General features: G+C 67.1%; 25 protein-coding genes and 1 pseudogene. 7 read left to right on the top strand and 19 right to left on the bottom strand.

Annotated elements, in window-relative coordinates; genetic code table 11:
* Positions 1-26: 26 nt before the first annotated feature.
* Positions 27-1,271 carry a glycoside hydrolase family 3 N-terminal domain-containing protein gene (locus MTAB308_RS02860; RefSeq protein ID WP_083746428.1) on the bottom strand — a complete coding sequence of 415 codons (1,245 nt, stop codon included), beginning with the start codon at positions 1,269-1,271 and terminating at the stop codon, positions 27-29.
* Between the two features lie 196 nt (positions 1,272-1,467).
* On the opposite strand from MTAB308_RS02860, the gene MTAB308_RS30545 reads away from it, so the two are divergent.
* Positions 1,468-1,599: a DUF2510 domain-containing protein gene (locus tag MTAB308_RS30545; RefSeq protein WP_083746416.1), complete on the top strand. Its 132-nt coding sequence runs from the start codon at positions 1,468-1,470 to the stop codon at positions 1,597-1,599.
* A gap of 110 nt (positions 1,600-1,709) precedes the next feature.
* Here the strand turns inward: MTAB308_RS30545 and MTAB308_RS02850 are convergent, their stop codons facing one another.
* Together MTAB308_RS02850 and istA are read right to left on the bottom strand one after the other, a co-directional pair.
* Positions 1,710-2,489 (bottom strand): ATP-binding protein, encoded by a 780-nt coding sequence (locus tag MTAB308_RS02850; RefSeq protein WP_077096936.1) that lies wholly within the window; start codon positions 2,487-2,489, stop codon positions 1,710-1,712.
* Positions 2,486-4,003 carry an IS21 family transposase gene (gene istA, locus MTAB308_RS02845; RefSeq protein ID WP_077096938.1) on the bottom strand — a complete coding sequence of 506 codons (1,518 nt, stop codon included), beginning with the start codon at positions 4,001-4,003 and terminating at the stop codon, positions 2,486-2,488. Before istA ends, MTAB308_RS02850 begins: the two co-directional genes overlap by 4 nt.
* 451 nt (positions 4,004-4,454) lie before the next feature.
* On the opposite strand from istA, the gene MTAB308_RS02840 reads away from it, so the two are divergent.
* Entirely contained in the window at positions 4,455-4,889 is a 435-nt protein-coding gene (locus tag MTAB308_RS02840) for a hypothetical protein (protein WP_077097700.1), read from the top strand.
* An 87-nt stretch (positions 4,890-4,976) separates the two neighbouring features.
* On the top strand, positions 4,977-5,654 hold the full coding sequence (locus tag MTAB308_RS02835; protein WP_077097698.1) for a PadR family transcriptional regulator: 678 nt from the start codon (positions 4,977-4,979) through the stop codon (positions 5,652-5,654).
* Here the strand turns inward: MTAB308_RS02835 and MTAB308_RS02830 are convergent.
* Positions 5,651-7,357: a 3-ketosteroid-delta-1-dehydrogenase gene (locus MTAB308_RS02830; protein WP_077098146.1), complete on the bottom strand. Its 1,707-nt coding sequence runs from the start codon at positions 7,355-7,357 to the stop codon at positions 5,651-5,653. The two genes, MTAB308_RS02835 and MTAB308_RS02830, sit on opposite strands and share 4 nt — an antisense overlap.
* A gap of 101 nt (positions 7,358-7,458) precedes the next feature.
* Between MTAB308_RS02830 and MTAB308_RS02825 the strand changes: the two genes are divergently transcribed.
* Positions 7,459-8,598, top strand: coding sequence for a 3-ketosteroid-9-alpha-monooxygenase, oxygenase component (locus tag MTAB308_RS02825; protein ID WP_077098147.1), 1,140 nt, complete (start codon positions 7,459-7,461; stop codon positions 8,596-8,598).
* Positions 8,598-8,891, top strand: coding sequence for a ferredoxin (locus tag MTAB308_RS02820; protein WP_077098149.1), 294 nt, complete (start codon positions 8,598-8,600; stop codon positions 8,889-8,891). Before MTAB308_RS02825 ends, MTAB308_RS02820 begins: the two co-directional genes overlap by 1 nt.
* A 27-nt stretch (positions 8,892-8,918) precedes the next feature.
* On the opposite strand, the gene MTAB308_RS02815 is transcribed toward MTAB308_RS02820, so the two are convergent.
* From MTAB308_RS02815 to MTAB308_RS02785, 7 genes are all read right to left on the bottom strand, one after another.
* Entirely contained in the window at positions 8,919-9,485 is a 567-nt protein-coding gene (locus MTAB308_RS02815; RefSeq protein WP_077098143.1) for a hypothetical protein, read from the bottom strand.
* 71 nt (positions 9,486-9,556) lie between these two features.
* On the bottom strand, positions 9,557-10,339 hold the full coding sequence (locus tag MTAB308_RS02810; RefSeq protein WP_077098141.1) for an SDR family NAD(P)-dependent oxidoreductase: 783 nt from the start codon (positions 10,337-10,339) through the stop codon (positions 9,557-9,559).
* 17 nt (positions 10,340-10,356) lie between these two features.
* The gene (locus tag MTAB308_RS02805; protein WP_077097696.1) at positions 10,357-11,433 is read right to left on the bottom strand and encodes a hypothetical protein; all 1,077 of its coding nucleotides are present in this window, start codon (positions 11,431-11,433) and stop codon (positions 10,357-10,359) included.
* An 85-nt stretch (positions 11,434-11,518) separates the two neighbouring features.
* Positions 11,519-12,463 carry an alpha/beta hydrolase gene (locus tag MTAB308_RS02800; protein WP_077097694.1) on the bottom strand — a complete coding sequence of 315 codons (945 nt, stop codon included), beginning with the start codon at positions 12,461-12,463 and terminating at the stop codon, positions 11,519-11,521.
* A 1-nt stretch (position 12,464) separates the two neighbouring features.
* Positions 12,465-13,337, bottom strand: coding sequence for an SDR family NAD(P)-dependent oxidoreductase (locus MTAB308_RS02795; RefSeq protein WP_077097692.1), 873 nt, complete (start codon positions 13,335-13,337; stop codon positions 12,465-12,467).
* Positions 13,334-13,813 (bottom strand): nuclear transport factor 2 family protein, encoded by a 480-nt coding sequence (locus MTAB308_RS02790; protein ID WP_077097690.1) that lies wholly within the window; start codon positions 13,811-13,813, stop codon positions 13,334-13,336. The genes MTAB308_RS02795 and MTAB308_RS02790 overlap by 4 nt, the downstream gene beginning before the upstream one ends.
* A gap of 252 nt (positions 13,814-14,065) precedes the next feature.
* Positions 14,066-15,682, bottom strand: coding sequence for an acyl-CoA synthetase (locus MTAB308_RS02785; protein ID WP_425436170.1), 1,617 nt, complete (start codon positions 15,680-15,682; stop codon positions 14,066-14,068).
* A gap of 93 nt (positions 15,683-15,775) precedes the next feature.
* Here MTAB308_RS02785 and MTAB308_RS02780 point away from each other — a divergent pair.
* Both MTAB308_RS02780 and MTAB308_RS02775 read left to right on the top strand, forming a co-directional pair.
* Positions 15,776-17,707: pseudogene (locus MTAB308_RS02780) on the top strand (flavin-containing monooxygenase).
* Positions 17,704-18,591: an SDR family NAD(P)-dependent oxidoreductase gene (locus MTAB308_RS02775; RefSeq protein WP_077097688.1), complete on the top strand. Its 888-nt coding sequence runs from the start codon at positions 17,704-17,706 to the stop codon at positions 18,589-18,591. The pseudogene MTAB308_RS02780 and the gene MTAB308_RS02775 overlap by 4 nt, the downstream one beginning before the upstream one ends.
* A gap of 30 nt (positions 18,592-18,621) precedes the next feature.
* Here MTAB308_RS02775 and MTAB308_RS02770 read toward each other — a convergent pair whose 3' ends face one another.
* From MTAB308_RS02770 to bphC, 8 genes are all read right to left on the bottom strand, one after another.
* Positions 18,622-19,059 carry an SRPBCC family protein gene (locus MTAB308_RS02770; RefSeq protein ID WP_077097686.1) on the bottom strand — a complete coding sequence of 146 codons (438 nt, stop codon included), beginning with the start codon at positions 19,057-19,059 and terminating at the stop codon, positions 18,622-18,624.
* 7 nt (positions 19,060-19,066) lie between these two features.
* Positions 19,067-19,702 (bottom strand): Dabb family protein, encoded by a 636-nt coding sequence (locus tag MTAB308_RS02765; protein WP_077097684.1) that lies wholly within the window; start codon positions 19,700-19,702, stop codon positions 19,067-19,069.
* The gene (locus MTAB308_RS02760) at positions 19,695-20,051 is read right to left on the bottom strand and encodes a hypothetical protein (RefSeq protein WP_077097682.1); all 357 of its coding nucleotides are present in this window, start codon (positions 20,049-20,051) and stop codon (positions 19,695-19,697) included. Before MTAB308_RS02760 ends, MTAB308_RS02765 begins: the two co-directional genes overlap by 8 nt.
* Positions 20,044-20,973: an alpha/beta hydrolase gene (locus MTAB308_RS02755; RefSeq protein ID WP_077097680.1), complete on the bottom strand. Its 930-nt coding sequence runs from the start codon at positions 20,971-20,973 to the stop codon at positions 20,044-20,046. Before MTAB308_RS02755 ends, MTAB308_RS02760 begins: the two co-directional genes overlap by 8 nt.
* Complete coding sequence (locus tag MTAB308_RS02750; protein WP_077097678.1) at positions 20,970-21,791, bottom strand: IclR family transcriptional regulator; 822 nt, start codon at positions 21,789-21,791, stop codon at positions 20,970-20,972. The genes MTAB308_RS02755 and MTAB308_RS02750 overlap by 4 nt, the downstream gene beginning before the upstream one ends.
* A 76-nt stretch (positions 21,792-21,867) precedes the next feature.
* Positions 21,868-22,314 (bottom strand): nuclear transport factor 2 family protein, encoded by a 447-nt coding sequence (locus tag MTAB308_RS02745; RefSeq protein ID WP_077097676.1) that lies wholly within the window; start codon positions 22,312-22,314, stop codon positions 21,868-21,870.
* 53 nt (positions 22,315-22,367) lie between these two features.
* The gene (locus MTAB308_RS02740) at positions 22,368-23,831 is read right to left on the bottom strand and encodes an FAD-dependent oxidoreductase (protein ID WP_077097674.1); all 1,464 of its coding nucleotides are present in this window, start codon (positions 23,829-23,831) and stop codon (positions 22,368-22,370) included.
* Entirely contained in the window at positions 23,828-24,736 is a 909-nt protein-coding gene (bphC, locus tag MTAB308_RS02735; protein ID WP_077097672.1) for a biphenyl-2,3-diol 1,2-dioxygenase, read from the bottom strand. The genes MTAB308_RS02740 and bphC overlap by 4 nt, the downstream gene beginning before the upstream one ends.
* Position 24,737 lies beyond the last annotated feature (1 nt).

Below are 24,737 nucleotides of genomic sequence, written 5' to 3'. Positions count from 1 at the left end.
GATTCCGCGAGCCGGCATGGCAGTCGTCAACGCCCGCACGGTGAATCGAAGGCTTTGGCCGCCGCCATCCGGCGCACCGACGCTTCGATGTCGGGCATGCTCAGTTCCCCATCGTTCAGCGCCGACACCAGCCGGTCGAGTACCGCCGGAACCGCGGTGGTACTCACCCACAGCGCCGTGTCGTTTCCGGCCTGCAGGGCCTTCAGCACCGCCTCCGCGATCCCGTAGCGATCGGTGATCGCCCGCATACTCGACAGGTCGTCGGTGAACACGGGCCCGTCGAATGGAGGGCCGCCGTAACCTTTCCCGTTGCGCAACAACGAGGTCGCGGCCGCGCTCAGGCTGGCGGGATCCGTACCGGTCAGGCCGGGAACCTGCATGTGGCCGACCATCACACCCACCGGCGCCTGGGCCACCAGCGTGCGATAGGGCACCAAGTCGACACCCTGCATCTCGTCCAGCGGCGGGGTCACCACCCCGGTCGCATGTGAATCACCCGAGGCATGGCCGTGCCCGGGAAAGTGCTTGAGCACCGGCAGGACGCCGGCGTCACGCAGGCCGCGCGCGTAGGCGCCCGCGTACTTCGTCACTACCGCGGGGTCGTCGCTGAACGACCTGTCACCGATCACCGAGTGGTCGGGCGCATCGGTGACGTCGACGACCGGGGCGAAATCGACGGTGATGCCCAGCCGATGCATCTTGCGGCCGCGGTCCAACGCCAATTGGTAGGCCTGATCGACCGACTCATTCCGGGCCAGAATGCGGGCCGACGGCGCCTGTCCGAGCAGCGATGTCGCGGACAACCGCTCGACCCGCCCGCCCTCTTCGTCCACACTGACCGCCAGACGCAGCGGACCCGCCGAGCCGGCGATCTCGGAGAGTGAGCCGTCCGTCAGCATCGACAGGTTGGTCCAGCTGGCGATAAAGATGCCGCCGACGTGCTGACTGGCGACCACCGTGCGCGCATCGCCCGCGTCGGTCACGCCGACCATCAGCAGTTGCGCGAGCTTGTCTCGGATCGACATCGTCGCCAGCAAGCGCGTTATGTCGCAACCCGGTGGTGTAGAGGAGGCCGGCGCCGCGCCGGTGCGGGGCGGCGCCGAAGTCGGCGAGGATGCGGTGTGGTGGGTCGGCCCGAGCCGGAGGCCCACGATCACTCCGCCGGCCACCACGGCGACGGCGACGAGGCAGGCGGCGACGACTGTGGCGCGCGGCGAGAATCGGCGTGACCGAGCCCGTGCGGGAATCTCCCGGCGCTGCGTGTCATCCATTGGCTCGCCGGTGAAATCGGACCGATCGCCCATTCCTTCGGCGGGCTTGCTTGAGCTGGGACGGCGGCGGGGAAAGTTGTGACGGTGTGGCCGATTACTTGTCATTCAGGTCGCCCATCAGGTCCTATTGGTGCGTTGATGCCAGCGTTATTCTCGCTCTCACGGGTGCAGCTCAGTCAACCGGGAGGATCGACCCATGACGTCACCCAACCAGCCCGCCTGGTATGACGACCCACAGGATCCGAACGCCCAACGGTACTGGGATGGCCAAGGCTGGACGCCGCACCGCCAGCGAAAACCTAATGTGCCTGTCAATGGACAGCTGTAACTGCCCATGGGCGGACATGAGAACTGCTCGTAGGTGGCCAATAAGAACTGCCCAGTGGCGGACACGAATCTGCCCATGAGGGTGTGTCCGCCACCGGTCGTTCGCTGGTGTCAGGTCAGGGGTTTGACTCCTTTCCCGTGCAGGGCTTGGGCCAGGCGCACGGAGTCGCCGCTGGTTTGGCATAGGTGCGCGTGGTGCAGGAGCCGGTCGACGGTGGCGGTGGCCAACGTCTTGGGCATGAGCTCATCGAAGCCACTGGGATGCAGATTCGACGAGATCGCCACCGATCTGCGTTCGTAGGCCGCTTCGACGATGCGGTAAAGCCCCTCAGCGGCATCAGCACCGACCGGAAGAAGTCCCACGTCATCAATGACGACGAGCTCCGCGCGCACGATCTTGGCCACCGCCTTGCCCAGGGAATCGTCAGCACGGTGCGCACGCACCAGCACCCCGATCTGCTCGAGGGTGAACCACGCCACCGGCATACCGGCTTCGATAACTTTTTGCCCGAGCGCTTCCAAGAAGAACGTCTTGCCGGTGCCGGCAGGCCCGCAGACCACCAGGTTCTCGCGGCGACCCACCCATTCCAATGTCTGTAGCGCCTGTTGGGTGGGTAACGGGATTGACGAGGCGCCCGGATCCCAGGCGTCGAAAGTCTTCCCGGTCGGGAATCCGGCGGCTTTGCGGCGGGCGGCCAGCATGGAGCGGGCGCGTCCGGCGGCTTCTTCGGTCAGCAGTGCTTTGATGACCTCGGTGGGATCCCAGCGCTGCGCGCGGGCAGTGGCCAGCACATCGGCGGCGATCGCTCGTGCGTGCGGCAATCGCAACCCACGCATCAAGGTTTCGACGTCGGCGGGCAGCGCCGCGGTAGTAGTAGTGGTGGTGGTCATGCGATGCCTGCCTCGGGGGCATCAATGATGGTGCGGCCGAACAGGTTCCACCCGCTGGTGCCTTGCGCCAGCGAGGTGTCCTCGCCGGCGCCACGTCGGGTGGGATCCAACCCCTTGCTGGCAAGGATGGAGTCGAGATCGCCGGTGGCGAACCGGCCGTGCACGGCGGCATGACCCAAGGCCCAGTCGACATCAGCGCAGCCGGCCAGTGCTGAGAGTTCGACGGCGTGGGCCATTTTCTGCAGAATCCGTTCAGTGCCGACGGCGGCGGCTTCTTTGAGCCATACCGCTGCACCGGGACCCAAGGCCAGGAATGTCTGTTCGGAGACGGTGCGGGCATGGACGCGATAATCACCGGGAACCTTGTCACGGTGGTCGGGGAAATGATCATCGTTGATTGCGGGGCTGCCCGGGGCAGCGCGGCGGTGCCGGGCCACCTCGATGGGGCCGCCGTCATCGAGGGCGCAGATCACCACTTCGTCGGCGCTGTCGTGATGTCGGATCCACACCGTGTGGCCCAATAGTGTTGCTGGAACTGAGTATTGGCAGTGGTCGAAGGTGACCATCGGGGTGTTGTCCGGGACCCGACGGGTCACCCCCAATGCGGCGGTGTGGGGCAGGTCGGGCACCGCGTGCAGGGCGGGGCGTTCCTGGGTGAGCATCTCGACGGGGCGTCGACCCGTGGTGCGGTGGACCCGGGCGTTGATCTCGGCGTTGAACTCAGCGCACGCGGCTTCGACGTCGGCGAAGGTGTCGTACTGGGGCAGCAGGTTGGTCTCGGTGGGCACGATATCTGCTTTGGCGAGTTTGACGGCGTTCTCCACCCCACCTTTGGAAGCGGGGTCGGCGGGTTCGCAGGTCAGCACTGAGATGCCGTAGTAGCGGCCGAAGGTGACCGCGGCGCGGTTGCGGACCGGCACCCCGGCGACGTGTCCGGTGGTGACCGTCTTCTCGTTGTCGGTCAGCAGGTAGGTCGGGGCGCCACCTACAATGCGGAAAATCCGGTCCAGGCCGGCGAAGACACTGGGAGCGGTGCGGTCCCGCAGAGCCACGACGACGCGGTATCGGCTCCACGCCAGCCACGCCACCAGCAGGACAATTTTGCGGCCGGCCACAAGCGGGCCGTCGGCGAAGTCGTACTGCAGCCACAGCCCAGGTTCGGTGATCCACGGCCGGTGCACCCGCGTATTGCCCAGTCGCCATTGCGCTTTGATCTCCGCCAGGGCTCGTCGGGTGGTGCGGTCGGTGCCGCTGTATCCGAGCGCGACGAGTTTGTCGTGGGCTTTGTCGCCGCGGATCTTGCCTTTCGAATCCGCGACCCAGCCCTCCAGGACGTCGCGCCAATCGTCGATCATCCGGGCCCGCCGCGTGGCTGGCGGCAAGCCGGCGTCGCGGTCTTCAACCGCTTTCTTCACGGTGTGATGCGAGCACCCACACAGCTCAGCGGCAGCCCGGTAGGACCCGGTCAGGTCGTAGGCATTGAGTATTTCCATGAGTTCTCCGTCAGACTTCAAGTAGGTCTCTCCTGGGGTTGTCGTTTCGACTAGGCATCGACATCGAAACCGCAGGAGAGGCCGCCACAGCGCTGGCGCGCCGAGCAGCATCAGGTAGGTCTGGGCAGATTCATGGCCGCCTGCGGGCACTTTCGTGTCCGCCGGTGGGCAGAACTTATTGGCCGCGAATGGGCATTTCCATGTCCGCCAGTGGGCATTTTTTCATGTCCGCCGACATGTGCCGGATGCGCGCCCACCGGTCACACCCCCGGAGCAACAATCTCCACCATCGCCTGCCTCACCCACTTTGCCGCCCCCACGGGGATACTCACGAGCTGCGGCATGGCACGGGCCGGATATGGGCACGCAACCGGATCCCCAGCAGTGGCCCACCGCCGGTCCGGAAAGCCCAGGCGTCAGGGGGCAAACGGCGTCCGACGGACCCCCGACGGTTGAGGGCTTCGCCGCCAGAATGTCGGTCAGTGCCGGGATTGTGGCCGCAGGCCTCGCCGTCACCGGTATTTCGACATTCCTTCCCTTTGCGACCGAGAGCGTCAAATTGTTTGGAGAAACGCTGGGCGCGCGCGAGGTTCCCGCCAACGGAGCGGCGAAGTTTGTCGTTATAGCATTGGTTGTCATAGCTGTCGGGTTGGCGTTTCCCCTTCTGTCGGGATCCCAGGTGGTGCTCGGGCGACTCATCGGGCTCAGCGTCGTGGTCGGCCTGCTCGCCGGCCTGACGGTCGTCTGGTTCAAGACTGTCGCTGCTGAGAACGACAAGGGCTTGGGCGTCGTGGAACTGAAGCCGGGCTTTGGGTTGATGGTGTACGGGGTGGCGGTCATCGTCACCGCCGTGGGTGTCGTGCGACTCTGGATCGAACGATCAAAGACGCAGAGACGGCGCGGGTAGGAATACCGGAGCCCTGTCGAAATTCCGTGTCCCGGCCAGCGGTCCGCACTACGGAATTTGACGACACCGCGTTGCTACTCTGGCGGAGTGGACGGGACCAGCGAAAACCCGAGCAAGGCGGCGCTTGCGGCCACCAGTTGGGCGCTGCTGGGCGTGATGTCCTACGAAGAGGAAGTCTCCGGTTACGACCTCAAAAAGTGGATCGACTGGAGCGTCGATCTGTACTACTGGAGCCCGTCGTACAGCCAGATCTATACCGAGCTGAAGAAGCTCGAGGGCCTGGGACTGGTGACGTCGCGCGTCGAGCGCGACGAGGGCACCCGGAGCCGCCGGCTTTACAAGATCACCCCCGCCGGGATGGACGCCATCACCGAGTGGACCAACCATGCGCCCGTCGACCCGCCCGTGCTCAAACACAGTGTGCTGCTGCGGGTTACGTTCGGCCACCTGAGCAATCCGGCTCGACTGAAGGAATTGCTGCAGGAGTATGTGGCGTATGCGGAAGGTCGGCATCGCAAGGCGGTCGAGGATGCGGACGGAGCCGAGATCGAACCCGCGTGGGCATATTCGGTCATCGCGTTGCGCTGGGCCGCGAAGTACTACGCCGCCGAGCGCGAGTTCGCGCTCGAACTCATGAAAGAAATCGACGAGGCGGATGCGATCATGCAGAAAGCCGCGAAGGGCGGCCTCGGGAAACCGCGTCCCAAGCCTGGTTACTGGCGCGAGGTCGAAAAGCAGGTCCAGGCCAAGCGCGACGCGGATTAAGGGCAGGCGGCCGCGTCCCGGGCCGCGATGTAGCCGTACACGAGTCCCTGCGCGATCGTCGCGCCCGCGCCCGGATAGGTGGTGCCGAAGGCGTTCGCGGCACTATTGCCGATGGCGTACAACCCGGCGATCGCCGCGCCGTCTTCGCGCAGCACGCGCGCTCGGTCGTCGGCGCTCAATCCCCCGCAGGTGCCCAAATCGCTGAGCACCATTTTCACCGCGTAGAAGGGGCCCTTCACCAGCGGACGCAGGTTGGGGTTCGGTTTGATCGTCGGGTCGCCGTAGTACCGGTCGTAGGCGCTGCGCCCCCGACCGAAGTCGGGATCCTCGCCGGCGGAGGAGTTTTGGTTGAAGCGGGTCATCGTCTGGAGGAACTCCGACACCGGAACTCCCATCCGCGCGCCCAGCTCACCGAGGCTGTCGGCGCGCACGGCGACGCCCGCGTCGAACCAACGCTGAGGGATCCGCATCCGTGGAAACAGTTCGGCGCCAAAGACATAGCTGTTGCGGTACTGCTGGTCGAAGAGGATCCACATCGCTTCGACGGGATTGCCCGAACGTTCCAACTCGAGGATCCGCTGGCCGAATGACATGTAGTCCGCCGCCTCGTTGGCGAACCGGCGGCCGTGCTGGTCCACGATCAGGCTGCCGGGCAGCGACCGTTCCGCCAGCATCACCGCCGGCGCCTTGCCGGGTAGCGGCGCAATGGCGGGAAACCACCACGCCTGATCCATCAATCCGATGTCGGCGCCGAGTTCTTGCCCCGCCCGGATCCCGTCGCCGGTGTTGGAGTCGGCGCCCAGGCTCAGGCCGGAGCCCAGCGACTCGGACTGGAACTTCCAGCGCATCTCCATGCTGTGGTCGAAGCCGCCGGTGGCCAGCACGACGCCGCGGCGGGCGGTGATCGTCACCTCGCGCCCGCCGTGCTCCACGACCGCGCCGGTCACCCGATCACCCTCGGAACTCAACAGGCGCAGCAGCGTCGTGTCGGTCCACACCGGGATCCCGGCGCGCAGCACACCCGCGAACAATCCGGCCATCAGTCCCTGACCGCCCGCCGCGTATCGCCGGCCAACCAGCCGGCCACCCACGCCCTGCGCCAGCCGCTTACCGAAGGTGGGAATGCCCTTGCGCGGCACCCGCGCTACCAAGTTCATCCAGCGATAGTCGGCGCCCGTGGTGGGTATCGCGAAGCCGGCCTCCAGCACGCCGGGCCGAAGCCGGGTGCGGTATTCGCCGAGAATCGAGGTGTCCAGCGGGTGACACTCACAGGTGCGGCCGGCGGCACTGCCGCCCGGCTCCTCCGGGTGGTAATCGGAGTAGTCCCGGGCCCAGAACAGCCGCAGCGGAGTCGTGCGGCGGAGCAGCTCCACTACAGCGGGTACATGCGCCACAAATGCAGCGGAGCGTTGCCGGGGGGCGGAGTCCGCCACCACCGAGCCCAGGTAGGTAGCGGCGCGCTCGGCCGTGTCGTCGGCGCCGGCATCCCGCAGGACCGGGGAGGCGGGTAGCCACAGTGCGCCCCCGGACCGGGCGGTCGAGCCGCCGACATAGGACGACTTCTCGACGATCAGCGCCGACAGCCCCAGTTCGTGAGCCGCCAGCGCCGCCGCCATGCCGGTACCCGAACCGACGACCAGCAGGTCCACGGTCGTGTCGACCACCGGAAGCCCGGCGGGGATCGTCGTGCGGTGCGCGCTCACGTCGAGAACGGTATGCCGGGGCAGCGCGGCGGCGGAAGAGCCATCCTGATCAGTGGGAACATCCGGACCCACGATCCGGGTGACGAAGTTCAATCATGCGTATGACGGCGCAGTCCGATATCGACGAAATCCGGCCCATTGAAGCCGAGGCCGCACCGACCAGATTCGCGCGCGGCTGGCACTGTCTGGGCCTGATTCGGGATTTCGTGGACGGCAAGCCGCACGCGATCAACGCGTTCGGGCGGAAGCTGGTCATCTTTCGCGGCGGGGACGGAAACCTCAACGTGCTCGACGGCTACTGCCGCCACATGGGCGGTGACCTCTCGCAGGGCGAGGTCAAGGGCGACGAGATCGCGTGCCCGTTCCACGATTGGCGCTGGGGGGGCGACGGGCGCTGCAAGCAGGTGCCGTACAGCCGGCGCACGCCCAAGCTGGCCCGAACGCAAGCCTGGACCACACTGCAGCAGGACGGCATGTTGTTCGTGTGGAACGACCCCGAGGGCAAGCCACCTCCGCCAGAGGTCATGATCCCGCGCATCGAGGGCGCCACCAGCGATGCGTGGACGGACTGGCACTGGTACACCACCGTCGTTCACAGCAACTGCCGCGAAATCATCGACAACGTTGTGGACATGGCGCACTTCTTCTACATTCACGGGTCGCTGCCCACGCACTTCAAGAACATCTTCGAAGGCCACGTGGCGACGCAGTACATGAACAGCGCGGGTCGCCCCGACGTCGGTGGCGAGGGCCCCAAAATGCTGGGGACCACATCGGTCGCGTCCTATTGGGGTCCCTCCTTCATGATCGACGACCTGACGTATCACTACGAGGACGCCGACCACCAAACCGTGCTGATCAATTGCCACTACCCGATCGACGCGAATTCCTTTGTGCTCCAATACGGCATCATCGTGAAGAAATCGGACGCGCTGCCCCACGACCTCGCCATGCAGACCGCCATCAGCCTCGGTGACTTCGTCAAATTAGGTTTCGAACAAGACGTGCAGATCTGGCGGCACAAGGCGCGCATCGACAACCCGCTGCTGGTCGAGGAGGACGGGCCGGTGTACCAACTTCGGCGGTGGTACCAGCAGTTCTACGTGGACGCCGCCGACGTGCAACCAGACATGGTGGACCGCTTCGAGTTCGAGTTGGACACGACCCGGCCTTTCGAGGCGTGGATGAAGGAGGTAGAGGTCAACATGGCCGCCCGGGAAGCCATGACAGGCTCGGTGTGATGTCCCCGTCGTCGAGGCAAGATAACCGGCTCGACGAGATGCCGATGGCGGCGGTGGCGTGCCGGACCTGCGGTGCGCAAGTGCTGGCCCGCAAGAGCAGCTGGAATCAGACCAGCGTGCAATGGAACGCCGACGCCACGGCCCGGTGCCCCGAGCGCGCCGAGGCGCAGAAGATGTCAGGTCAGGGCGGGGGAGTATTCCTTGCGTGCGCGGCGTTGAGCGAGTCGATTCTCGATGCGGTGAGGCACGGCGACTTGGCCATTGTCGACGAAATGGCGCGAGCAGCAACGTAATCGGCCGCAAGCCTCGCAAAAGTTGCGCTATCCAAGCCCGATCGGGCGCGAGTCGACCGGTAGAGAGGTTGCAAGGTCGCACAGCAGCGTCTCGGTGGGTTCGACCGGGTCACAAGGAGTCCCGGCCGCTGCCGGGGCGTAGCCCTTGAACACCCGCGCCGCCGCGCTCAAGACGTGCTGGACGTTGGTCATCGCACGATTGACCGCAGGGGGCCACCCTGGACCCCATAACGCCACCTCGGTCAGACGGCGGTCCAAGGCCGTGAACACCTGCTCTCGGACAGCGACGTCCGTTGCGAACAGCTCGGCGCTGACAGCCAGAGTGCGGCCCGTGCCGTCTTCTGTCGAGAGAAACTCCGATACCGGCTTCGTCTCGAGGTCGACGGTTCGCAACCCGAGGATCCGTAGCGGCTGGGCGTCGCCGGCGCCGACGGCGAGCACGGATACCGGCCAACCCGCCCTGGCCCGGTCAAACAACCAGCCCCCGGCCGATTGCACGACATCGGCTGCACTGACGGCAAGAACGTCAAGTCGATACCGCAGACATGGACCATCCACATGTGTTGCTCGCTGCGCGGCGAACCCCGGGACCATCAAGACCCTCCTGCTTTCCACCTGGAGCGCGGCCCGCACGACTTGGTGACTTCGCGACGTGACAGCGAAGTTCAGGCGTGCGCACCACCGTCGATCCGAATTTCGGTGCCGGTGATGAATGCGCCGTCGTCCGAGGCGACCATCGCGATGACCGAGGCAACCGAACTTGGGTCGCCCAGGATTGCGTTCTCCCTGCCGTGCAGCAGCGGGGTTTGCTTGGCCCACAATCCCAGGTCGTATCCGTCCGGCATCTTCTCCAGGGTGCTCAGCGCCAGCGCCGTGGCCACTCCCCCCGGCTGAATGTTGACGGCTCGCAGCCCTTGCTTGGAGTACTCCAGCGCAAGGGAATGCGTGAACGACAGGACCCCGCCCTTGCTGGCCGCATAGGCCGCCATGTAGGGGTGGGCGAATGACGCCGCGGTGGAGGTGAAGTTGATCACCACCCCACGGCCGGAGTCCAGGAGCGCCGGAAGCGCTTGGCGCGTCATCAGAAAGGTGCCCGTCAGGTTGACCGCCAGCGTGGCGTTCCAGTCGGCCAGCGTGTGCTCGTGCGTGTTGGCGCAGCGCTGGACCGCGGCCGCGTTGACCAGCACTTCGAGGCCGCCGAGTTCGGCGACGGCCGCACCCACGGCGGCGGTGACGGCGTCCTCGTCGGAGATGTCGAGGACGCCGGTGGTGAGGCGCTCGCCGGTGCCGGCACCGTCGGCGGCGGCCGCCGTGCGAGCCAGCCCATCGGCCGAGATGTCGTAGGCGACGACGGCGCCGCCCTCGTCGAGCAATCGGGCGACGGTGGCCTGTCCGATTCCGGAGCCCGCTCCGGTCACGATGGCACGCCTGTCCGCGAAACGATCCATCAGCAAAGCCTTTTCGCTCATGCCGGCTGGAAGGCGCTCAGCGGGGCTTCCTCGGGGTAGGCCGCCGGACCCCCGAGGTCGTAGGCGGCGTTCAGGGCGCTGATGAACGCCGGATCGTGCAGCGGTTCGCCGGGGATGTCGAGCTTGATGCCCTTGCCCTCGAGATCGTCGACCATGATGTCGATCGCCTTCTCGACGGTCATGTCGTCGGAGCCCTCCATGTTCTTTTTCAGCTCGTCATAGTCCGCGAACACCTCGGCAGACCAGTGCACCAGGAACCTCAGTTCGTCGGTGTGGTGGCGCGCGATCACGTCGTCGCCGTTCTTCAGCAGCCACTGGTCGCGGTCGGTCGCATCTCCGGCGAACACCGTGTCGAAGGCCAGACCGGCCGGAATCTGCCGGTCCAGTGGTCCATTCGCCTCACCGCGGTGCACCATCATCTCGTTCTGCACCACGACCCCGCGGTTGTAGATCGGCGGCAGCACGCGCTGGGGTGGCCGCAGCGGCCCGTCGGGCCAGTAGGTAAACCCGCTGGCGGTGTCCAGAGAGAACCAGGTGATGACTTGAGCCATCTTGATCAGGTAATCGCCGAACAGGCCTGACTTGCCCATGACGCTGCACAGCCACGTTGGCGCGTTCTCGTACCGCACACCGCGGAAGCTGGGTGAATCGAGGTGCCCCGGATCGCGATTGGCGCACGGCCCGTTGATGTTGAACAGCATCATCTGCGGCTTGGCGTACTCGGCATTCCAGTAGTTCTTCGCCAACTCAACGAACCGCTCGTTGTAGAAGCAGTCGTGCAGTTGCGGGTAGAGCACGGCGCCGTAGTTGGCCAGATAGCCGCGGAAGGTCGGGGTGAGGAATAGGTTCAGCGACGGCGTGAAGCCGTCGGGGAAGGCGCCACTCATGGTGGCGATCAATTCGTCGGCCGACGCAAAGTGCTGGGCGATGATCAGCTTCCACGGACCCTCGGTGCGAACCACATCGAGCAGCCGCTCGCGTTGGTCGTCCGTATAGACGTTCTCGATCTCCCGGGGCGGTGCGGCCGGCCGCAACACGTCGGAAAGCGCCATGCGCCGCTCGTCGGTGAGCATCAGCTGTCTCCTTTGCAGTTCTGCATCGGCCGATTGTGCGCAGCGTCGGCGCGATGCGGGTGATCGCTGCCCGGTCATCGGGACGTCAATAGCGAAGGGGGTTGGTGAACTTGGCTCGCAGCAGCGCGCCCACTTCGGCGATGGCCAGCCGGCCGCGCGCGGTCGCATCAGAGCGCATCAAGAAACCGTGGTACATCCCCGGATAGCGGGCGGTGATCGTCTGCACGCCGGCATCGCGTAACCGGTCCGCGTACCGCTCGCCCCAGTCCCGGATGGGATCGCAACCGCCGGTCACCACGATCGCGGGCGGTAGCCCGGACAGCTCGGACGCATAGGCCGGGACCAGATAGGGATCGGTGGGCGGACCCGCATCGCCGTCGACGAGCGCGTGCATGTAGTCGATGTCGTCCCGCGCGAGCAGCGGCGCATCCGCCAGCGCGGCAATGGAAGGGGCGGACATGTCGCGATCCAGACCCGGATACAGCAGCACCTGCGCGCAGATCGCCGGTCCGCCGCGGTCCCGGGCGGCGAGCGCGACCCCGGCCGCGAGCGACCCGCCTGCGCTGTCGCCGACCACGGCAAGCCGCTGCCCGTCGACGCCCAGTTCGGTGGCGTTTCGTGAGACCCATGCCGTCGCGGCGTAGGCGTCGTCGAACTGCGCCGGCGGTCGGAATTCCGGGGCCAAGCGGTAGTCGACGGCCACAACGGTTGCCACCGACGCCGCGGCCAGCTCGCGCGCCAGAGGTTCGAACGAATGGTTGGAGCCCATGACGAGTCCGCCACCGTGCAGGTAGACCAGCACGGGACCGCCGGTACCGGCGGTGGGGCGATAGATCCGGGCCCGGACATCGCCCGCGAGACCGGGAATGGCGGTTTCGGTCACGACCGCCATCGCGGGCATCGCGTCGGGCAGCGGGGCGGATTCCAGCCCGGCGCGCACCGCGGCCAGCCCCCGTTGCCGCATCGGCGCGACGGTGCCAAATGACGCGACGCGCGCCGCGGCGTCGGGATCCAGTGCGGGCGTCACCATCTCACGGCTTTGCAGTATTGAAGCGGCTCTCGGTGCGCAGCGTGGGAACGCGTTGTGCGGCAAGCGCATCGGCCCGCTCGGCCATCGCGGCGCCCACCGCGTCCGGGTGTGTGTGCAGGTAGAAGCGTCCGTCGGCGGCCTGGCGGAACAACGCCGCGGCGGCTTCCCGTGGGTCCATGGCGGCGGCCTTGACGTCGAGCATGGCCGAGCGTTGCGCCTCGGCCGCGGCCACGTCACCCGAGCCGTCGGCGTCGATTCCGCCGGCCGACTCGAAGATGTTGGATGAAACGGGCCCGGGAAGGACGGCCTGTACGTGAATGTGACGCCCGTGCCCGGTGGATTCGACCTCCAGGTACAGGCACTCCGTCAACGCCAGCACGGCATGCTTGCTGACGATGTAGGGGGCCTGCAACGGAATTGCCACCACCGCGCCGACCGACGCGACGTTCCATACCCACGCGGGCTCTTCGGTGGACATCATCGTCGGCAGGAAAGCCCGCACGCCGTAAAAGACGCCGCTGACGTTGATGTCGATGATGCGCTGCCAGTTGGCCACCGGTGTGTCCCACAGATAGCCGAACTGTTCGACGCCGGCGTTGTTGACCAGCAGGCGGACCGGACCGACGTCCCGGTCGACCCGCCCGGCCAGCTCGTGCACGGCGTCGGGATCGCGCACGTCGCAGACGACGTCGACCGCCGATCCACCCGCGGCGCGCAGTTCGTCGGCAACCGATGCGGTCGCCGCTCCGTCGACGTCGGCCAGCACCACCGTCATGCCCAGCACGCCGGCGTGCCGCGCCAGGCCGGCGCCGAGGCCGGAACCGGCTCCGGTGATGACGGCGACCCCGCCGGAAAATACGTCCCCGGCGCTCACGAACCCGCGGCACTGCCGGCGGCCAGCTCCGACAGCAGCATCGAGTTGGTGGCGTCGAGGACGACGTCCATCTCGGTGAATTCGAGGCCGTTGGCGCCGCGCCGGACCCCGACGTTGACGACGCCACTGGACACCGCGAACGGCACGAAGTTGGCGATCTGGTTGACGAGGATGTAGAACCGCGCGCGGGTGACGTCGCCCTCGGTGCCGGTGCGGTGCAGGTTGGTGGCGTGATGGCGCAGCGGATACGGGCTCTGCTTGCGGTGCTCGGACAGCCATTCCATCACCGCGTCGCGATCCTTGAGCTCCGGTGACATCAAGTCCTCGAAAGGGCTTGCACCGGAATCGCTTCGGGTTATGTAGTGCACATCCTCGGCGTAAGCGGCCGCCATCTCGTCGTAGTGGGCCTCGTCGTAGTCGTACCAGAAGCCGGCGATGAACTCCTGCAATTCGGGCAGCGTGATGTCAGTGGCCATGGCGCAAGTCAACGCCGGGAGTGGCCGGCGCGGCAGGCCGATGCCCGGTCAGTGGAACATGAGCGCCACACCCCGCGGCCCGGGTGTACTCGCGCAGCCGGGTAGACGAGGCACACGTGATCGCGCGAGAAATATGGTCGGAAGTTTCCGCGCCCGACCCCCGGGCCGGCGCCATGAAAAAGATCCCCATCGTCCCGGTCTCCTGACCGAGTTAACAGCCTCGGCCCGGTCAGCGGTCGCTGATGGCGGTTTTCACGAACGGCCGGCCCCGTCGTGCGTTGTCAGGTGACCAGCAGTCCCGAAGCGTTCACGCAGCAGGCGTTTGATCAGCTTGCCGCTGGGGTTCTTCGGCAACGAGTCGACGAAGAAGACCCGTTTGGGTGTCTTGAATCCGGCTAGGTGCTCTCGACAGTGGGCGACGACGTCTTGCTCCGTCAACGTCACGCCGTCGCGTGCCACGATCGCGGCCGCCACGGCCTCCACCCAGACCGGGTGTGGCAGGCCGAACACCGCGACCTCGTGGATGCCGGTGTGCCGGTAGAGGACTTCCTCGACTTCCCGGCTGGCGACGTTCTCTCCACCGGTTTTGATCATGTCCTTTTTGCGGTCGACGACGTGCAACAGGCCGTGCTCGTCGTAGAAACCCAGATCGCCGGAGTGGAACCAGCCGCCGCGGAAAGCGTCGGCGGTGCGTTCCGGGTCGTCCAGATACCCCAGCATCAAATGCGGGCTCCGATGGGCGATTTCGCCGACGACACCGGTCTGAACCGGGATGTCGTCGGCGTCGAGGATTGCCGTTTCCACATTGGCGACCGCGCGTCCGGCCGAACCGGCGTGTGCGTCCTGATCATCGGGGCCCAGTGCCGAGGCCAGCGGCGCCATCTCGGTCTGGCCGTAGAAGTTCCACAACCTCAGATTCGGCAGCCGTTGCCGCATTTCGGCCAAGACCTCGACCGGCATCGCCGAGGCGCCGTAGTAGCCCTTGCGCAGGCTGGAGAGGTCGACCGCATCGAACACCGGCGAGCGCAGCAGCGAGATCCACACCGTCGGGGGAGCGAAGTAGTTGGTGACGCGGTACCGCTCGATCGTGCGCAGCACCGAATCCGGGTCCGGCCGCGGCAGGATGATGCTGGTGGCGCCCAGGTAGATGTCGGTGGCCAGGAAGTTGTCCAATTGCGCGCAGTGATACAGCGGCAGCGAGTGGATTTCGACGTCGCCGTGGGCCATCTCGCCCGCGACGACGGTGCTCACGTACTGCCACATCAGGCTGCGGCTGGTGTGCATGGCCGCCTTGGGGTGCGACTCGGTTCCGCTGGTGTACATCAGCCGCACCAGCTGGTCGTCGTCGATACGCGGGCTGGGCGCCAGGGTGTCGGTCGAAAGCCACTGCGCGAAGTCGTCCCAACCAGAGGGTGCGTCGCACCCGGCGGGCGCCAGCGCAACCCGAACTTCCACCACGCCACCGCGCCGCATCGCCTCTTCGGCCGTCGGCGCCAACTCGGCTTCGACGACGAATCCGCGGACCCCGCTGTGGCCGAGAATGTAGGAGATCTCGTCGGGGGTCAGCATGAAGTTGACGGGTACCAGCACCACCCCGGCGCGCGCAGTGGCGAACGCCAGCACCGCATACTGCCAGCAGTTGTGCGACAGGAGCGCGATGCGGTCACCGGGCCCAAAGCCGTTGTCATGTAATGCCGCCGCGGCGCGATCGACCAGGTTGTCGAACTCGGCGAAGCTCAGCACCACGTCGCCGTCGATGACCGCGGTCTTGTCCGGGTGCCGGCGGGCCGACCGGCGGGGGGTATCGCCGAGCCCATGGCTGCGCGCCCGCGCGACGACAGCATCCAGGTCGGACTGCATGCCCGCCACGGTAGGCGCCGGCACGAGGTCGCGGGCCGTCGGCGTCCCGCTGAGTAGACATGGACCCGCACATCCGCGCGGACGGATTCGATACTCGTTGGCATGAGCGCTGGCGTGTCCGTCACGACCGAAAGCACCGGACGGGCGGATCTGGATCTTGACGAACTGCGGGCGAACCTGCGCCAGGCGGACCCCGGCGTGCTGGTTGCCGTCCTGGCGCAACTGACCGGCGACGCGGCGGTGGTCGACCGGTTCGCACCGAAGATCTCCCACGTGCCGGACCCACCGGAGCAAGCCGGCGTAACCGATCCGGAGACCGCCGCGGCGCTCGTCGAGGCGGTCGTCGCCGCGCTGCGGTCACCCCGTCCGAGCGGCGCGTTACCCGTCGACGACCTCGACCTGTTCGCGCGCATCGCGCCCGTCGCCCTCGGGGGAACCGTCGGTCCCGAGTATCTCGAGTTGCTGCTCGAGCAGGGCGGATTCCACCCGTCGCGGCCGGTGCTGCCGCGCACCGCCAAGCTTCCCGCCGGCTTCAAGGTTGTCATCATCGGGGCCGGCATTGCCGGAATCACCGCCGCCCTCGCGTGCGCGGACGCGGGCATCGAATAAGAGATCATCGAGCGCAACGGCGAGGTCGGCGGCACCTGGTACACCACCAGGTATCCCGGCATCGGCGTGGACACCCCGTCGGCGTACTACTCCCTGTCCCGCGACATCAACGGCGATTGGTCGAGTTACTACCCGATGGGTGCGGAGTACCAGGCCTACCTGGTGTCGGTGGCCGACAAAAACGACGTGCGCAAGCGCACCCGGTTCGGCACCGAGGCCGAGGCGCTGTGGTGGGACGAAGAGCGGCAGCAGTGGCAGATCCATTCGGGGGGCCCCGACGGCTCCCGCGACGTGAGCTACGCCAACGTGGTGATTCCGGCCGCCGGCTATCTCAACCGCCCCCGCTGGCCGGATCTGCCTGGCCGCGCGGCCTTCTCGGGAGTTTCGATCCACGCCGCGCGGTGGGATCCCGATCTCGATCTGACGGGCAAAAGGGTGGCCGTCATCGGCGCCGGCTGCACCGCGGTGCAGATCGTCGACGCGTGCGTGGACCAAGTCGCGCATCTGACGGTGTTCCAACGTCAGCCGCACTGGGTGGCGCCGCGACGGCGGGCGTCGGACGAGGTTCCGCAATACCAGCGGTGGCTGGGCACCCGGCTGCCGTACTACGCGAATTGGGTTCGGCTCAAATCGTATTGGGGAACGGCGGACAACAATTACCCGGTGATTCTGCACGATCCGGACTGGGCGGCCAAGCACCTGTCCATCTCACCGGCCAACGACGTGCTGCTGCAGCTGTGCCTGGGCTACATCGATCGGGTGTTCGGCGCCGGCAGCGAGCTCGCCCGAAAGGTCACGCCGGACTTCGCCCCCTACGGCAAGCGGATCATCCGCGATCCCGGTGGCTATTACGCGGCGCTGGCGCGCGAGCATGTGGACGTTGAGGCCAGCGAGCCGGCCCGGGTCAACGAGGCCGGCATCGTGACGGCCGACGGCCGGCAGATCGACCTCGACGTCATCGTCTACGCGACCGGCTACTACCTGGATTTTCTTTCCACCATTGATATCCGGGGCCGCGGCGGTAGGCGGCTCACCGAGGAGTGGGGCGAAATTCCGCGGGCCTACCGGGGCGGAATGGTGCCCGGCTTCCCGAACATGTTCATTTCCTCGGCACCCAACTACAGCCCGGGGCACGGAGCGGGCCACAACTTCGGCGTCGAAGTGATGGTTCACTACGTGACGGAATGCCTGCAATTGATGGCGCTGCGCAAAGCGGTCACCATCGAGGTGACACAGGACGCCTACGAGCGTTACGTCGCCGACATCGACGCGACCATGGCAGGTACCGTTTGGTGCCACACTCCCTCCGCCCACACCTACTACCGCTCGGGCGGAGGGCGGATCGTGACCGCCTTTCCGTATCGCCTGATCGACTTCTGGCGTGACCATCGCGCCCCGGTTGAAGCGGATTTTACCCTGCGATGAGCCGATTACTTTCCGGCAGAACGGCTTTGGTGACGGGCAGTAGCAGGGGAATCGGCCGGGCGATCGCCCAGCGGCTGGCGGCCGAGGGCGCCACGGTGGCGGTGACAGCGCGGTCGCACGCGCCGTCGTTGTCGACGCGGTCCGGAACTACCTCCGCGCTACCGGGCACTATCGCCGAGACGGTCGGCCTGATCGAGGCCGCCGGGGGGCAGGCGTTCGGCGTCGCGGCCAACCTGGAGGACGCCGAAGAGCGCGACGGGTTGGTCGACGCGGTGCTCGACCGCACCGGGCGCATCGACATCCTGGTCAACAACGCAGGTTTCGCCGACTACTCGCCGGTCGAACAGATGAGCCTGGAAACGTTCGACCGCACCGTGGAGCACTATCTGCGGGTGCCGTTCGTCCTGACGAAATCTGCCGTGCCACACATGCGCGAGCAAGGCGCCGGCTGGATCGTCAACATTGGCTCGGTCACCGGCGTGGCCCCGGTGCGGCCGTACCGGGAATACAACAAGACCTCGGGCGATGTGATTTACGCGTCCATGAAGGCCGCGCTGCACCGGTTCACGCAGGGGGTGGCCGCCGAACTGCTCGACGCGAATATCGCGGTCAATTGCGTTGGGCCATCGACGGCGGTCCGTACACCCGGTGCCGCGCAGCTGATCCCGGACACTTTTCCGACCGAGCCGGTGGAGTACCTGGCCGAGACGGTGCTGGCGATGTGCCACCTGCCCGCCGCGGCACGCACCGGCTTGGTTGCGTTCAGCCTGCACTACCCCTTCTCGCAGCAGTTGCCGGTGCGCAGTCTCGACGGCACGACGGTGTTGCCGCCGTTGCAGCCGCCGGCGACCGCCAACCCGAACATCTGCCCCACGGGAATCTGACGCGACACGCGCGCCGGCGTATATCGCCGATCAGCTAGCTCGGCGCTCCGCTCCTCTGGCCAAATCGGCCGCCATGCGGGGCATGCTTGCGCGGAGCAGCAACCACATCAACGGCCCCGCCAGGGGAATCCGCGAACGGAACCTCGCCCGCCAGACAATGAGCGATCCGCCGGCCTGCTCGCGGATGTGAACATCGGCGCGATGGTCGGTCACCGGGATTCCGGACACGATGCGGTACGCATGGTGGTGCGGCCGGTCGTCAACGAGGATCTCCTCCCGCATGATCAAGCCGCTGACGACGATTCGGCGGATGGCCCCCACGCGGGTGCCGGAAGTGTCCGACTTCTCCCAACCGGCGCTGCGCGCCCCGGAGAGCCATTCCGGCCACCGCTCGACGTCGATGAGGATGTCGTAGACGAGCGCGGGCGGCGCCGCGCATGCCCGTTCGAGGCGAATGGAGTGGCGCATTGTGTGGTTAGCCGCCCAGCCGCAGAACTGCCGCGTCGCTCCGGCAGAAGCTGTGGCAGACGCGGTCGCGCACAACGACGTCAGGACATTCGGGATCGAACCAGCGGTCCACCACCGCCCAGTGGATCGGATGCATCAGATACGGCCCCATCAGCCCGTCCTGGTCGGTGAAAAGTTGTTCGAATACGTGGGTCCACGCCGACGCGCCGGTCGCCTGCTCGACCCTGCTCAGCTGCCAGTCGGTGATGGTGCGCACGTACTGCGGCATCAGTTGCAGCTCAGCCTCGAAACGGGCGACGGTGGCCTGATCCGTGTCGGGCTGCACGCTTAACAGCAGCGCCCGGTATACGGTTCCGGGCTTCTGGGCTCGGTGCACGGGGAGTCCCGAGTAGGCAGCACCGTTCACCCGGCCGATCGCGGGATCGTCCAATGCCTCGCCGAAACAGGCCGCGGCCCGATCCCATTGGCCCTTGGAGGCGAACCGGAGGTGGGCGATGATGTCGCCGCCGTTGCGCGAACCCCGCAGCGTGGGTTCTACCACCCAACCCAGCGCGCCGGCGCCGGAAGCCGCGCCGCGCAGTGCGGCAACCATCCGGTCGCGGTCCGGCTCGGCCACATCGATCAGCCGGGTCACGCTATACATCGCAGAGCCCGTCCACGTCTGCGGCTGCCGCCGCGAACGACCTGGACCGGTCGACGATCAGGGCACCGACCCGCGTCCACCACTCGCCGAGCGCCGGATCCGTCCGGCCTTGCCACGTCATCTGCCACCACGCCTGTGCGCTGGGCAGTGTCCAGGTGATGGTGACGGTGTTGACCTGCTCTTCGGATTCGTCGAACCAGATTGGCGGGCTCACCAGGACGTCGCGCAGCGTCATCCCGCGATCCCGCGCACCCGGGGCGTACTCGGCGAGGTAGGTGTCGACGAACCGCCGCGCACACCCCGGCTTGGTGACCACGCGGTCGATCACGAAGACTTCGCCGTCAGCCATGCGGCGACCGCAATGCAGCGCCGAGCTCCGCGCTTGCGCGCCGACGGGCTTCCTGCGCAATGTCCAACATCGGCATGGTCATGAAACCGTGCACGGCACCATCGAAATGGGCTCGCGCGACGGGTACCCCGGCAGTCGCGAGCGCGGTCGCATAGTCCAGCGCCTCGTCTCGCAGGGGATCGTGCCCGGCGGTCACCATCACTGCTCGCGGCAGGCCGTGCAGGTCGGCGTTGCGCGGTGTGGCGTACGGGTGCGCTCGGTCAGCTTCGGACGGCACGTACTGATCCCAGTACCACTGCAACGCCGGCTTCGGATTGTAGTAACCGCTGCCGAATAGTTGGTACGACGCGGTGTCGAAATCACTGGCCAGGAGAGGGTAAAGGAGCAACTGTGCAGCCAGTGCGGGCCCGCCGCGGTCCCGGGCCATCAGTGCGGTCACGGCGGCCAGGTTGCCGCCGGCGCTGTCGCCGCCCACCGCGATCCGTCCCGGGTCGCCCCCCAACCTCGACGCGTTGTCCGCCGCCCACTGGACGGCCGCATACAGGTCCTCGGCCGCGGCCGGCCAACGATGTTCGGGTGCAAGCCGGTATGCCACCGAAACCACCACCGCGGGAACATGATTAGCGAGAGAGCGGCACAGTCCGTCGTGACTGTCCAGGTCGCAGAAGACAAACCCGCCGCCGTGCCCGTACACCAGCACCGGCAGGCCGTTACCCGGGGGCCGGTAGATCCGGACCGGGAGTTCGCCGCCCGGGCCCGCGATGGCCTGGTCGCGGACATCGGCGACGGCCTCGGGGCGGAACGCCGGCACGAACCGCGACCGAATCACGGCCCTGGCCTCCGCCCCGCTCATGGTGTGGACGGGCGGGAAGCCGGCGTCCAACTCCCCGATGAGCGGCGCGATCTGCGGATCGAGGGTCACGCGTACTGCAGGGCGGGCCGCGTCGCCGGCCGCAGCGGACGCAGCGGCTGCAGGGTCGGCGCGACTCGCCGCGGGCCGTCTTCGACGTTGCGCCAGATGGCCATCGCGGTCATGCGTACGGGGGCGGTCAGTCGCTGATCGAACATCATGCGATTCATCGGGCCGCACACCGAGACCGCGGCGACCGCGTGTGCGGCGTCATCGGGACTTCCGATCGGCGCTGCGACGCAACCGAATCCGAGCAGCGACTCTTCCCGTTCGAACGCCACACCGTGCGCCCGCACCTTGGCCAATTCGATGGCCAACTGCGCACTACTGCAGATCGAGTACTTCGTCTTGCGCACCTGCAAATCCAGCTCGGCATCGTCGTCGCGGTAGGCGAGGATCGCCTTACCGACGGCGGTGCAGTGCGCGGGCTGACGACAGCCCACGCGGGTCGGGATCCGCTGGTCGCCGATCTTGTCCAGGTAAACGACGTCCGGCCCGTCCAGGACTGCCAAGTGCACGGAAAGCCCTGTGGCGCGGTGCAATTGGCCCAGCAGGGGGCCGGCCGCCCGCACCAGGCGGTCCTGGTGAACGGCCAGCGAGCCCAGCTCCACCAGCCGCATGCCGAGCTCGTAGTCGCGGCCGCTGCGGCGCAGCCAGCGCAGCTGTACCAGGCGCTCGAGCATGCGATGCGCCGACGAGCGGGGCAAACCGGTGCGACGCACGATTTGCGCCAGCGTCAGCCGGCCCGGTCCGTCGAACGCGGCGAGGACCAGCGAGATTCGGTCGATGACGGCCGTGGGGGTTTCGACGGTCTTAACGGCTGAAGTCATCGGTCCTCCGCGAGTATAACTGGCAGGCATATTCCTAATAGGAATATCCGTTTCTACCACACCCGTGTGGCAGATGTCACGCCCCCCGGAAGATGTCGAGTGCGCCGACGTGCGCCCGGTTGGTTTTGATCCGTTCTTTGAGGCGCCACGACCGGTCGGGGCGGCGCTGCCACGTGTCCGTGTAGTCGCCGAGCGTGTAGAACCGGCACAAGGGGTCGGCATCCGATCTCAGGTGAACGTCATGGACGTAGGCGCGACTGATCGCGGTGTCCCCGTCGACCTCGACGACGACGTTGCCCAGCAGGTGTTGGGTCGGACCGCAATTGTCGAGATACCCACGGATCAGCTCGACGATCGCCGCGCTTCCGTGCAGACGTCCGGTTCCGAAGTCGCCCTCGGCGTCCTCGGCCAGGATGTCGGCCACTGCGGTCCAATCTCGGTCGTCCATCGCGCGGGCAAACTGCTTCAGCGTTCGCTCGATGTCTCGCTCGTCCAACAAAACTTGCAGTCGATCGCTGTCCATGGCTCATTCCTTCAGGAGTTGTCGGAAGCCCGCGCGCAGAACAGAAAAGAGTGTCAGCCCTTGGCGGCGGACCGGCCCGCGCGGCGGCCGTAGAAGCTGCCGTCGCCGAGCGAGACGCCGCTGGCGTATCCCCAGGCGGCCAGCCCGGCGGTCGATCGACCCGCGGCGAAGAGCCCCGGGATGGGCTCACCGCTGACGTGCAGCACCGCCGCATCCAACGTGGTGGCCAGGCCGCCCAAGGTGAAACCGCCGGTGTTCTCGCGCAAATCGATCGCGCCGAGGGGCGAGCCGATCGGCTTGAGCCACTCGGGTTTCTTGTGCAGGAGCGGATCCTCGCCGCGGGCGGCGGCCTCGTTGTAGGCGACGGTGGCCTGCAGCGACCCGGGCGCCAGGCCCATGTCGCGCTCCAGGTCGGCCACGTTGTCGGCCACCCAGGTCGCCGGCCGGAGCATGAACTTGGGCGACCACGAGGCCATCGCCTCCTGCTGCGCGTCGTCGTCGATGATCAGGTACGCGACGTTGTCCTGCTGGTACAGCGTGAGCTGCCCGATCCGCCCCGGGTAGGTGTCCTCGGCGACGTAGCGCTGCCCGCGGCCGTTGACCAGGATGCCCCGCACCAGTTGCTGCGGATCGATGAAGATCGCCACCTCGGTGGCGTCCATGTGGGCCAGGTCGGCGCCCAGCGCCTGCGCCATCCGGATGGCCTGGCCGTCGTGCTGCTCGATGGACGCGGCCGGGCGCCCGGCGATCCGCGGAGCGTACCGCGCCACCATCGCATCGTTGTAGGCGAAGCTGCCGGTCGCGAGGACGACACCGCTCCGGGCCCGGACCGCTATGTCGTTGCCGTACCGACGGGCGTGAATTCCGACGACCCTGCCGTCGGATTCGACGATCAGGCGCTGCACCCGCACGTCGTAGAGCGCCCGTGCGCCGGCCGCGGCGGCCGTCTCGACGAGCGGCTTCATCAGCATGTAGCCCGCGCTGGCCTCGCCCTGCTTCTTGTTCGACATCTGCGGGACGTGACCGCGCGGGGCCGGCGCGGCAATCGTGTTGAACGGGTACGCGTTTTCGCCGCCGCTGTACATCAGGCCCTGGTCGCCCATCGGTTCCCAGCCCGGTTCGGAGAAGAACTCCGCCTTGAACGGCACCCCGCAACCGACGAGCCACTCGAAGTGGGCGACACTGCCGGCGCAGTAGTCGGCGATCCGGTCCTCGTCGGCACCGGGCCCCATCGCGACATTGAGGAAGGCCGCCATGTTCTCGACGGAATCGGTGAAACCGCAGGCCTTTTGCAGCGGCGTGCCGCCGCCGAGATAGATGAAGCCGCCGGCCATCGCCGCGGCGCCGCCCCAGGACCCGGTGCGCTCCAGGACCAACACGTCGGCGCCGGAGCGGGCCGCCTCCACGGCCGCGGCGGCGCCGGCGACGCCGTAGCCGGCGATGACGACGTCGGCCTCCTGATCCCATGACGCGATCGACGACGCCGCGATGGGCGTGACGTCCCGCTCGGGTGTCATGGCTTCATCGCGGCAGGCATCTCGCCGGTCCACTGGTGGCCCCAGTAGCTGTCGGCGGTGATTTCCTCGGCGGTGTAATAGGTTTCGTCGACGCGCATGCCGTCGGTGCCGAACTCGATGTCCCAGTCACCGGGCGCTCGGACATAGAACGACACCATCTTGTCGTTGGTGTGGCGCCCCAGGGTGGACGACAGCTGGAAGCCTTCGGCGTTCACGCGGTCCAGCGCCCGGCCCACCGCATCGAGGGTGTCGACCTCCACCATGATGTGGACCAGCCGCGGATCGCGCTGATGCATGGCGGGGACGATCGCCATGCTGTGGTGGCGTTCGTTGATGCCGAGGAAGCGGACCCGAATCGGGCCGAACTCCTTGGGCAACGGCACCCGGAACGCGCCGCGGGAACGGAAACCCAACACCTCGGTATAGAAGTCGAACAGGCCGTTGGGATCCATGGCGGGCACCACGACATGACCCAGGCCCTGGTCGCCGGTGACGAACCTTGCGCCGAACGGCGTGATCACCGGGCTGTGGTCGAGCACCGCGCCGTGGAACACCTCGACCGTCGTGCCGGCCGGGTCGTCGAAGGTGATGACCTCTTCCACCCGGCGGGTCTCGGCGTCCTCGTTGGACAGCTGTTTGAACGGCACGCCGGCCCCGTCGAGTGTCGCTTTGACTCGTTGCAGGGCCGGGCGGTCGCGCACCTCCCAGCCGATGGTGAGCACCCGGTCGGTCTCGCCGGGAACGACGATGAGCCGGGCCGCGCGCTCGTCCATCCGCAGGTACAACGCCGACGGGTCGGGTCCCTTGCCCTCCGCGAAACCGAGGACGCCGAAGGCGAACCGACGCCAGCGATCGATGTCGTTGGTCGAAATGGTGATGTAGCCAAGGCTTTTCAGGTCGGTCATG

It is taken from the genome of Mycobacterium terramassiliense, assembly GCF_900157385.1.
Classification (GTDB): domain Bacteria; phylum Actinomycetota; class Actinomycetes; order Mycobacteriales; family Mycobacteriaceae; genus Mycobacterium; species Mycobacterium terramassiliense.
This window is presented reverse-complemented; position numbering and strand designations above follow the sequence as displayed.

Bases quoted from the DNA above. Each gene is read 5' to 3' on its own strand.
- MTAB308_RS02860 (WP_083746428.1), bottom strand. From the start codon at position 1,271: ATGGATGACACGCAGCGCCGGGAGATTCCCGCACGGGCTCGGTCACGC.
- MTAB308_RS30545 (WP_083746416.1), top strand. From the start codon at position 1,468: ATGACGTCACCCAACCAGCCCGCCTGGTATGACGACCCACAGGATCCG.
- MTAB308_RS02850 (WP_077096936.1), bottom strand. From the start codon at position 2,489: ATGACCACCACCACTACTACTACCGCGGCGCTGCCCGCCGACGTCGAA.
- MTAB308_RS02840 (WP_077097700.1), top strand. From the start codon at position 4,455: ATGTCGGTCAGTGCCGGGATTGTGGCCGCAGGCCTCGCCGTCACCGGT.
- MTAB308_RS02825 (WP_077098147.1), top strand. From the start codon at position 7,459: ATGACGGCGCAGTCCGATATCGACGAAATCCGGCCCATTGAAGCCGAG.
- MTAB308_RS02820 (WP_077098149.1), top strand. From the start codon at position 8,598: ATGTCCCCGTCGTCGAGGCAAGATAACCGGCTCGACGAGATGCCGATG.
- MTAB308_RS02815 (WP_077098143.1), bottom strand. From the start codon at position 9,485: ATGGTCCCGGGGTTCGCCGCGCAGCGAGCAACACATGTGGATGGTCCA.
- MTAB308_RS02810 (WP_077098141.1), bottom strand. From the start codon at position 10,339: ATGGATCGTTTCGCGGACAGGCGTGCCATCGTGACCGGAGCGGGCTCC.
- MTAB308_RS02805 (WP_077097696.1), bottom strand. From the start codon at position 11,433: ATGCTCACCGACGAGCGGCGCATGGCGCTTTCCGACGTGTTGCGGCCG.
- MTAB308_RS02800 (WP_077097694.1), bottom strand. From the start codon at position 12,463: ATGGTGACGCCCGCACTGGATCCCGACGCCGCGGCGCGCGTCGCGTCA.
- MTAB308_RS02790 (WP_077097690.1), bottom strand. From the start codon at position 13,813: ATGGCCACTGACATCACGCTGCCCGAATTGCAGGAGTTCATCGCCGGC.
- MTAB308_RS02775 (WP_077097688.1), top strand. From the start codon at position 17,704: ATGAGCCGATTACTTTCCGGCAGAACGGCTTTGGTGACGGGCAGTAGC.
- MTAB308_RS02770 (WP_077097686.1), bottom strand. From the start codon at position 19,059: ATGCGCCACTCCATTCGCCTCGAACGGGCATGCGCGGCGCCGCCCGCG.
- MTAB308_RS02765 (WP_077097684.1), bottom strand. From the start codon at position 19,702: ATGTATAGCGTGACCCGGCTGATCGATGTGGCCGAGCCGGACCGCGAC.
- MTAB308_RS02760 (WP_077097682.1), bottom strand. From the start codon at position 20,051: ATGGCTGACGGCGAAGTCTTCGTGATCGACCGCGTGGTCACCAAGCCG.
- MTAB308_RS02750 (WP_077097678.1), bottom strand. From the start codon at position 21,791: ATGACTTCAGCCGTTAAGACCGTCGAAACCCCCACGGCCGTCATCGAC.
- MTAB308_RS02745 (WP_077097676.1), bottom strand. From the start codon at position 22,314: ATGGACAGCGATCGACTGCAAGTTTTGTTGGACGAGCGAGACATCGAG.
- MTAB308_RS02740 (WP_077097674.1), bottom strand. From the start codon at position 23,831: ATGACACCCGAGCGGGACGTCACGCCCATCGCGGCGTCGTCGATCGCG.
- bphC (WP_077097672.1), bottom strand. From the start codon at position 24,736: ATGACCGACCTGAAAAGCCTTGGCTACATCACCATTTCGACCAACGAC.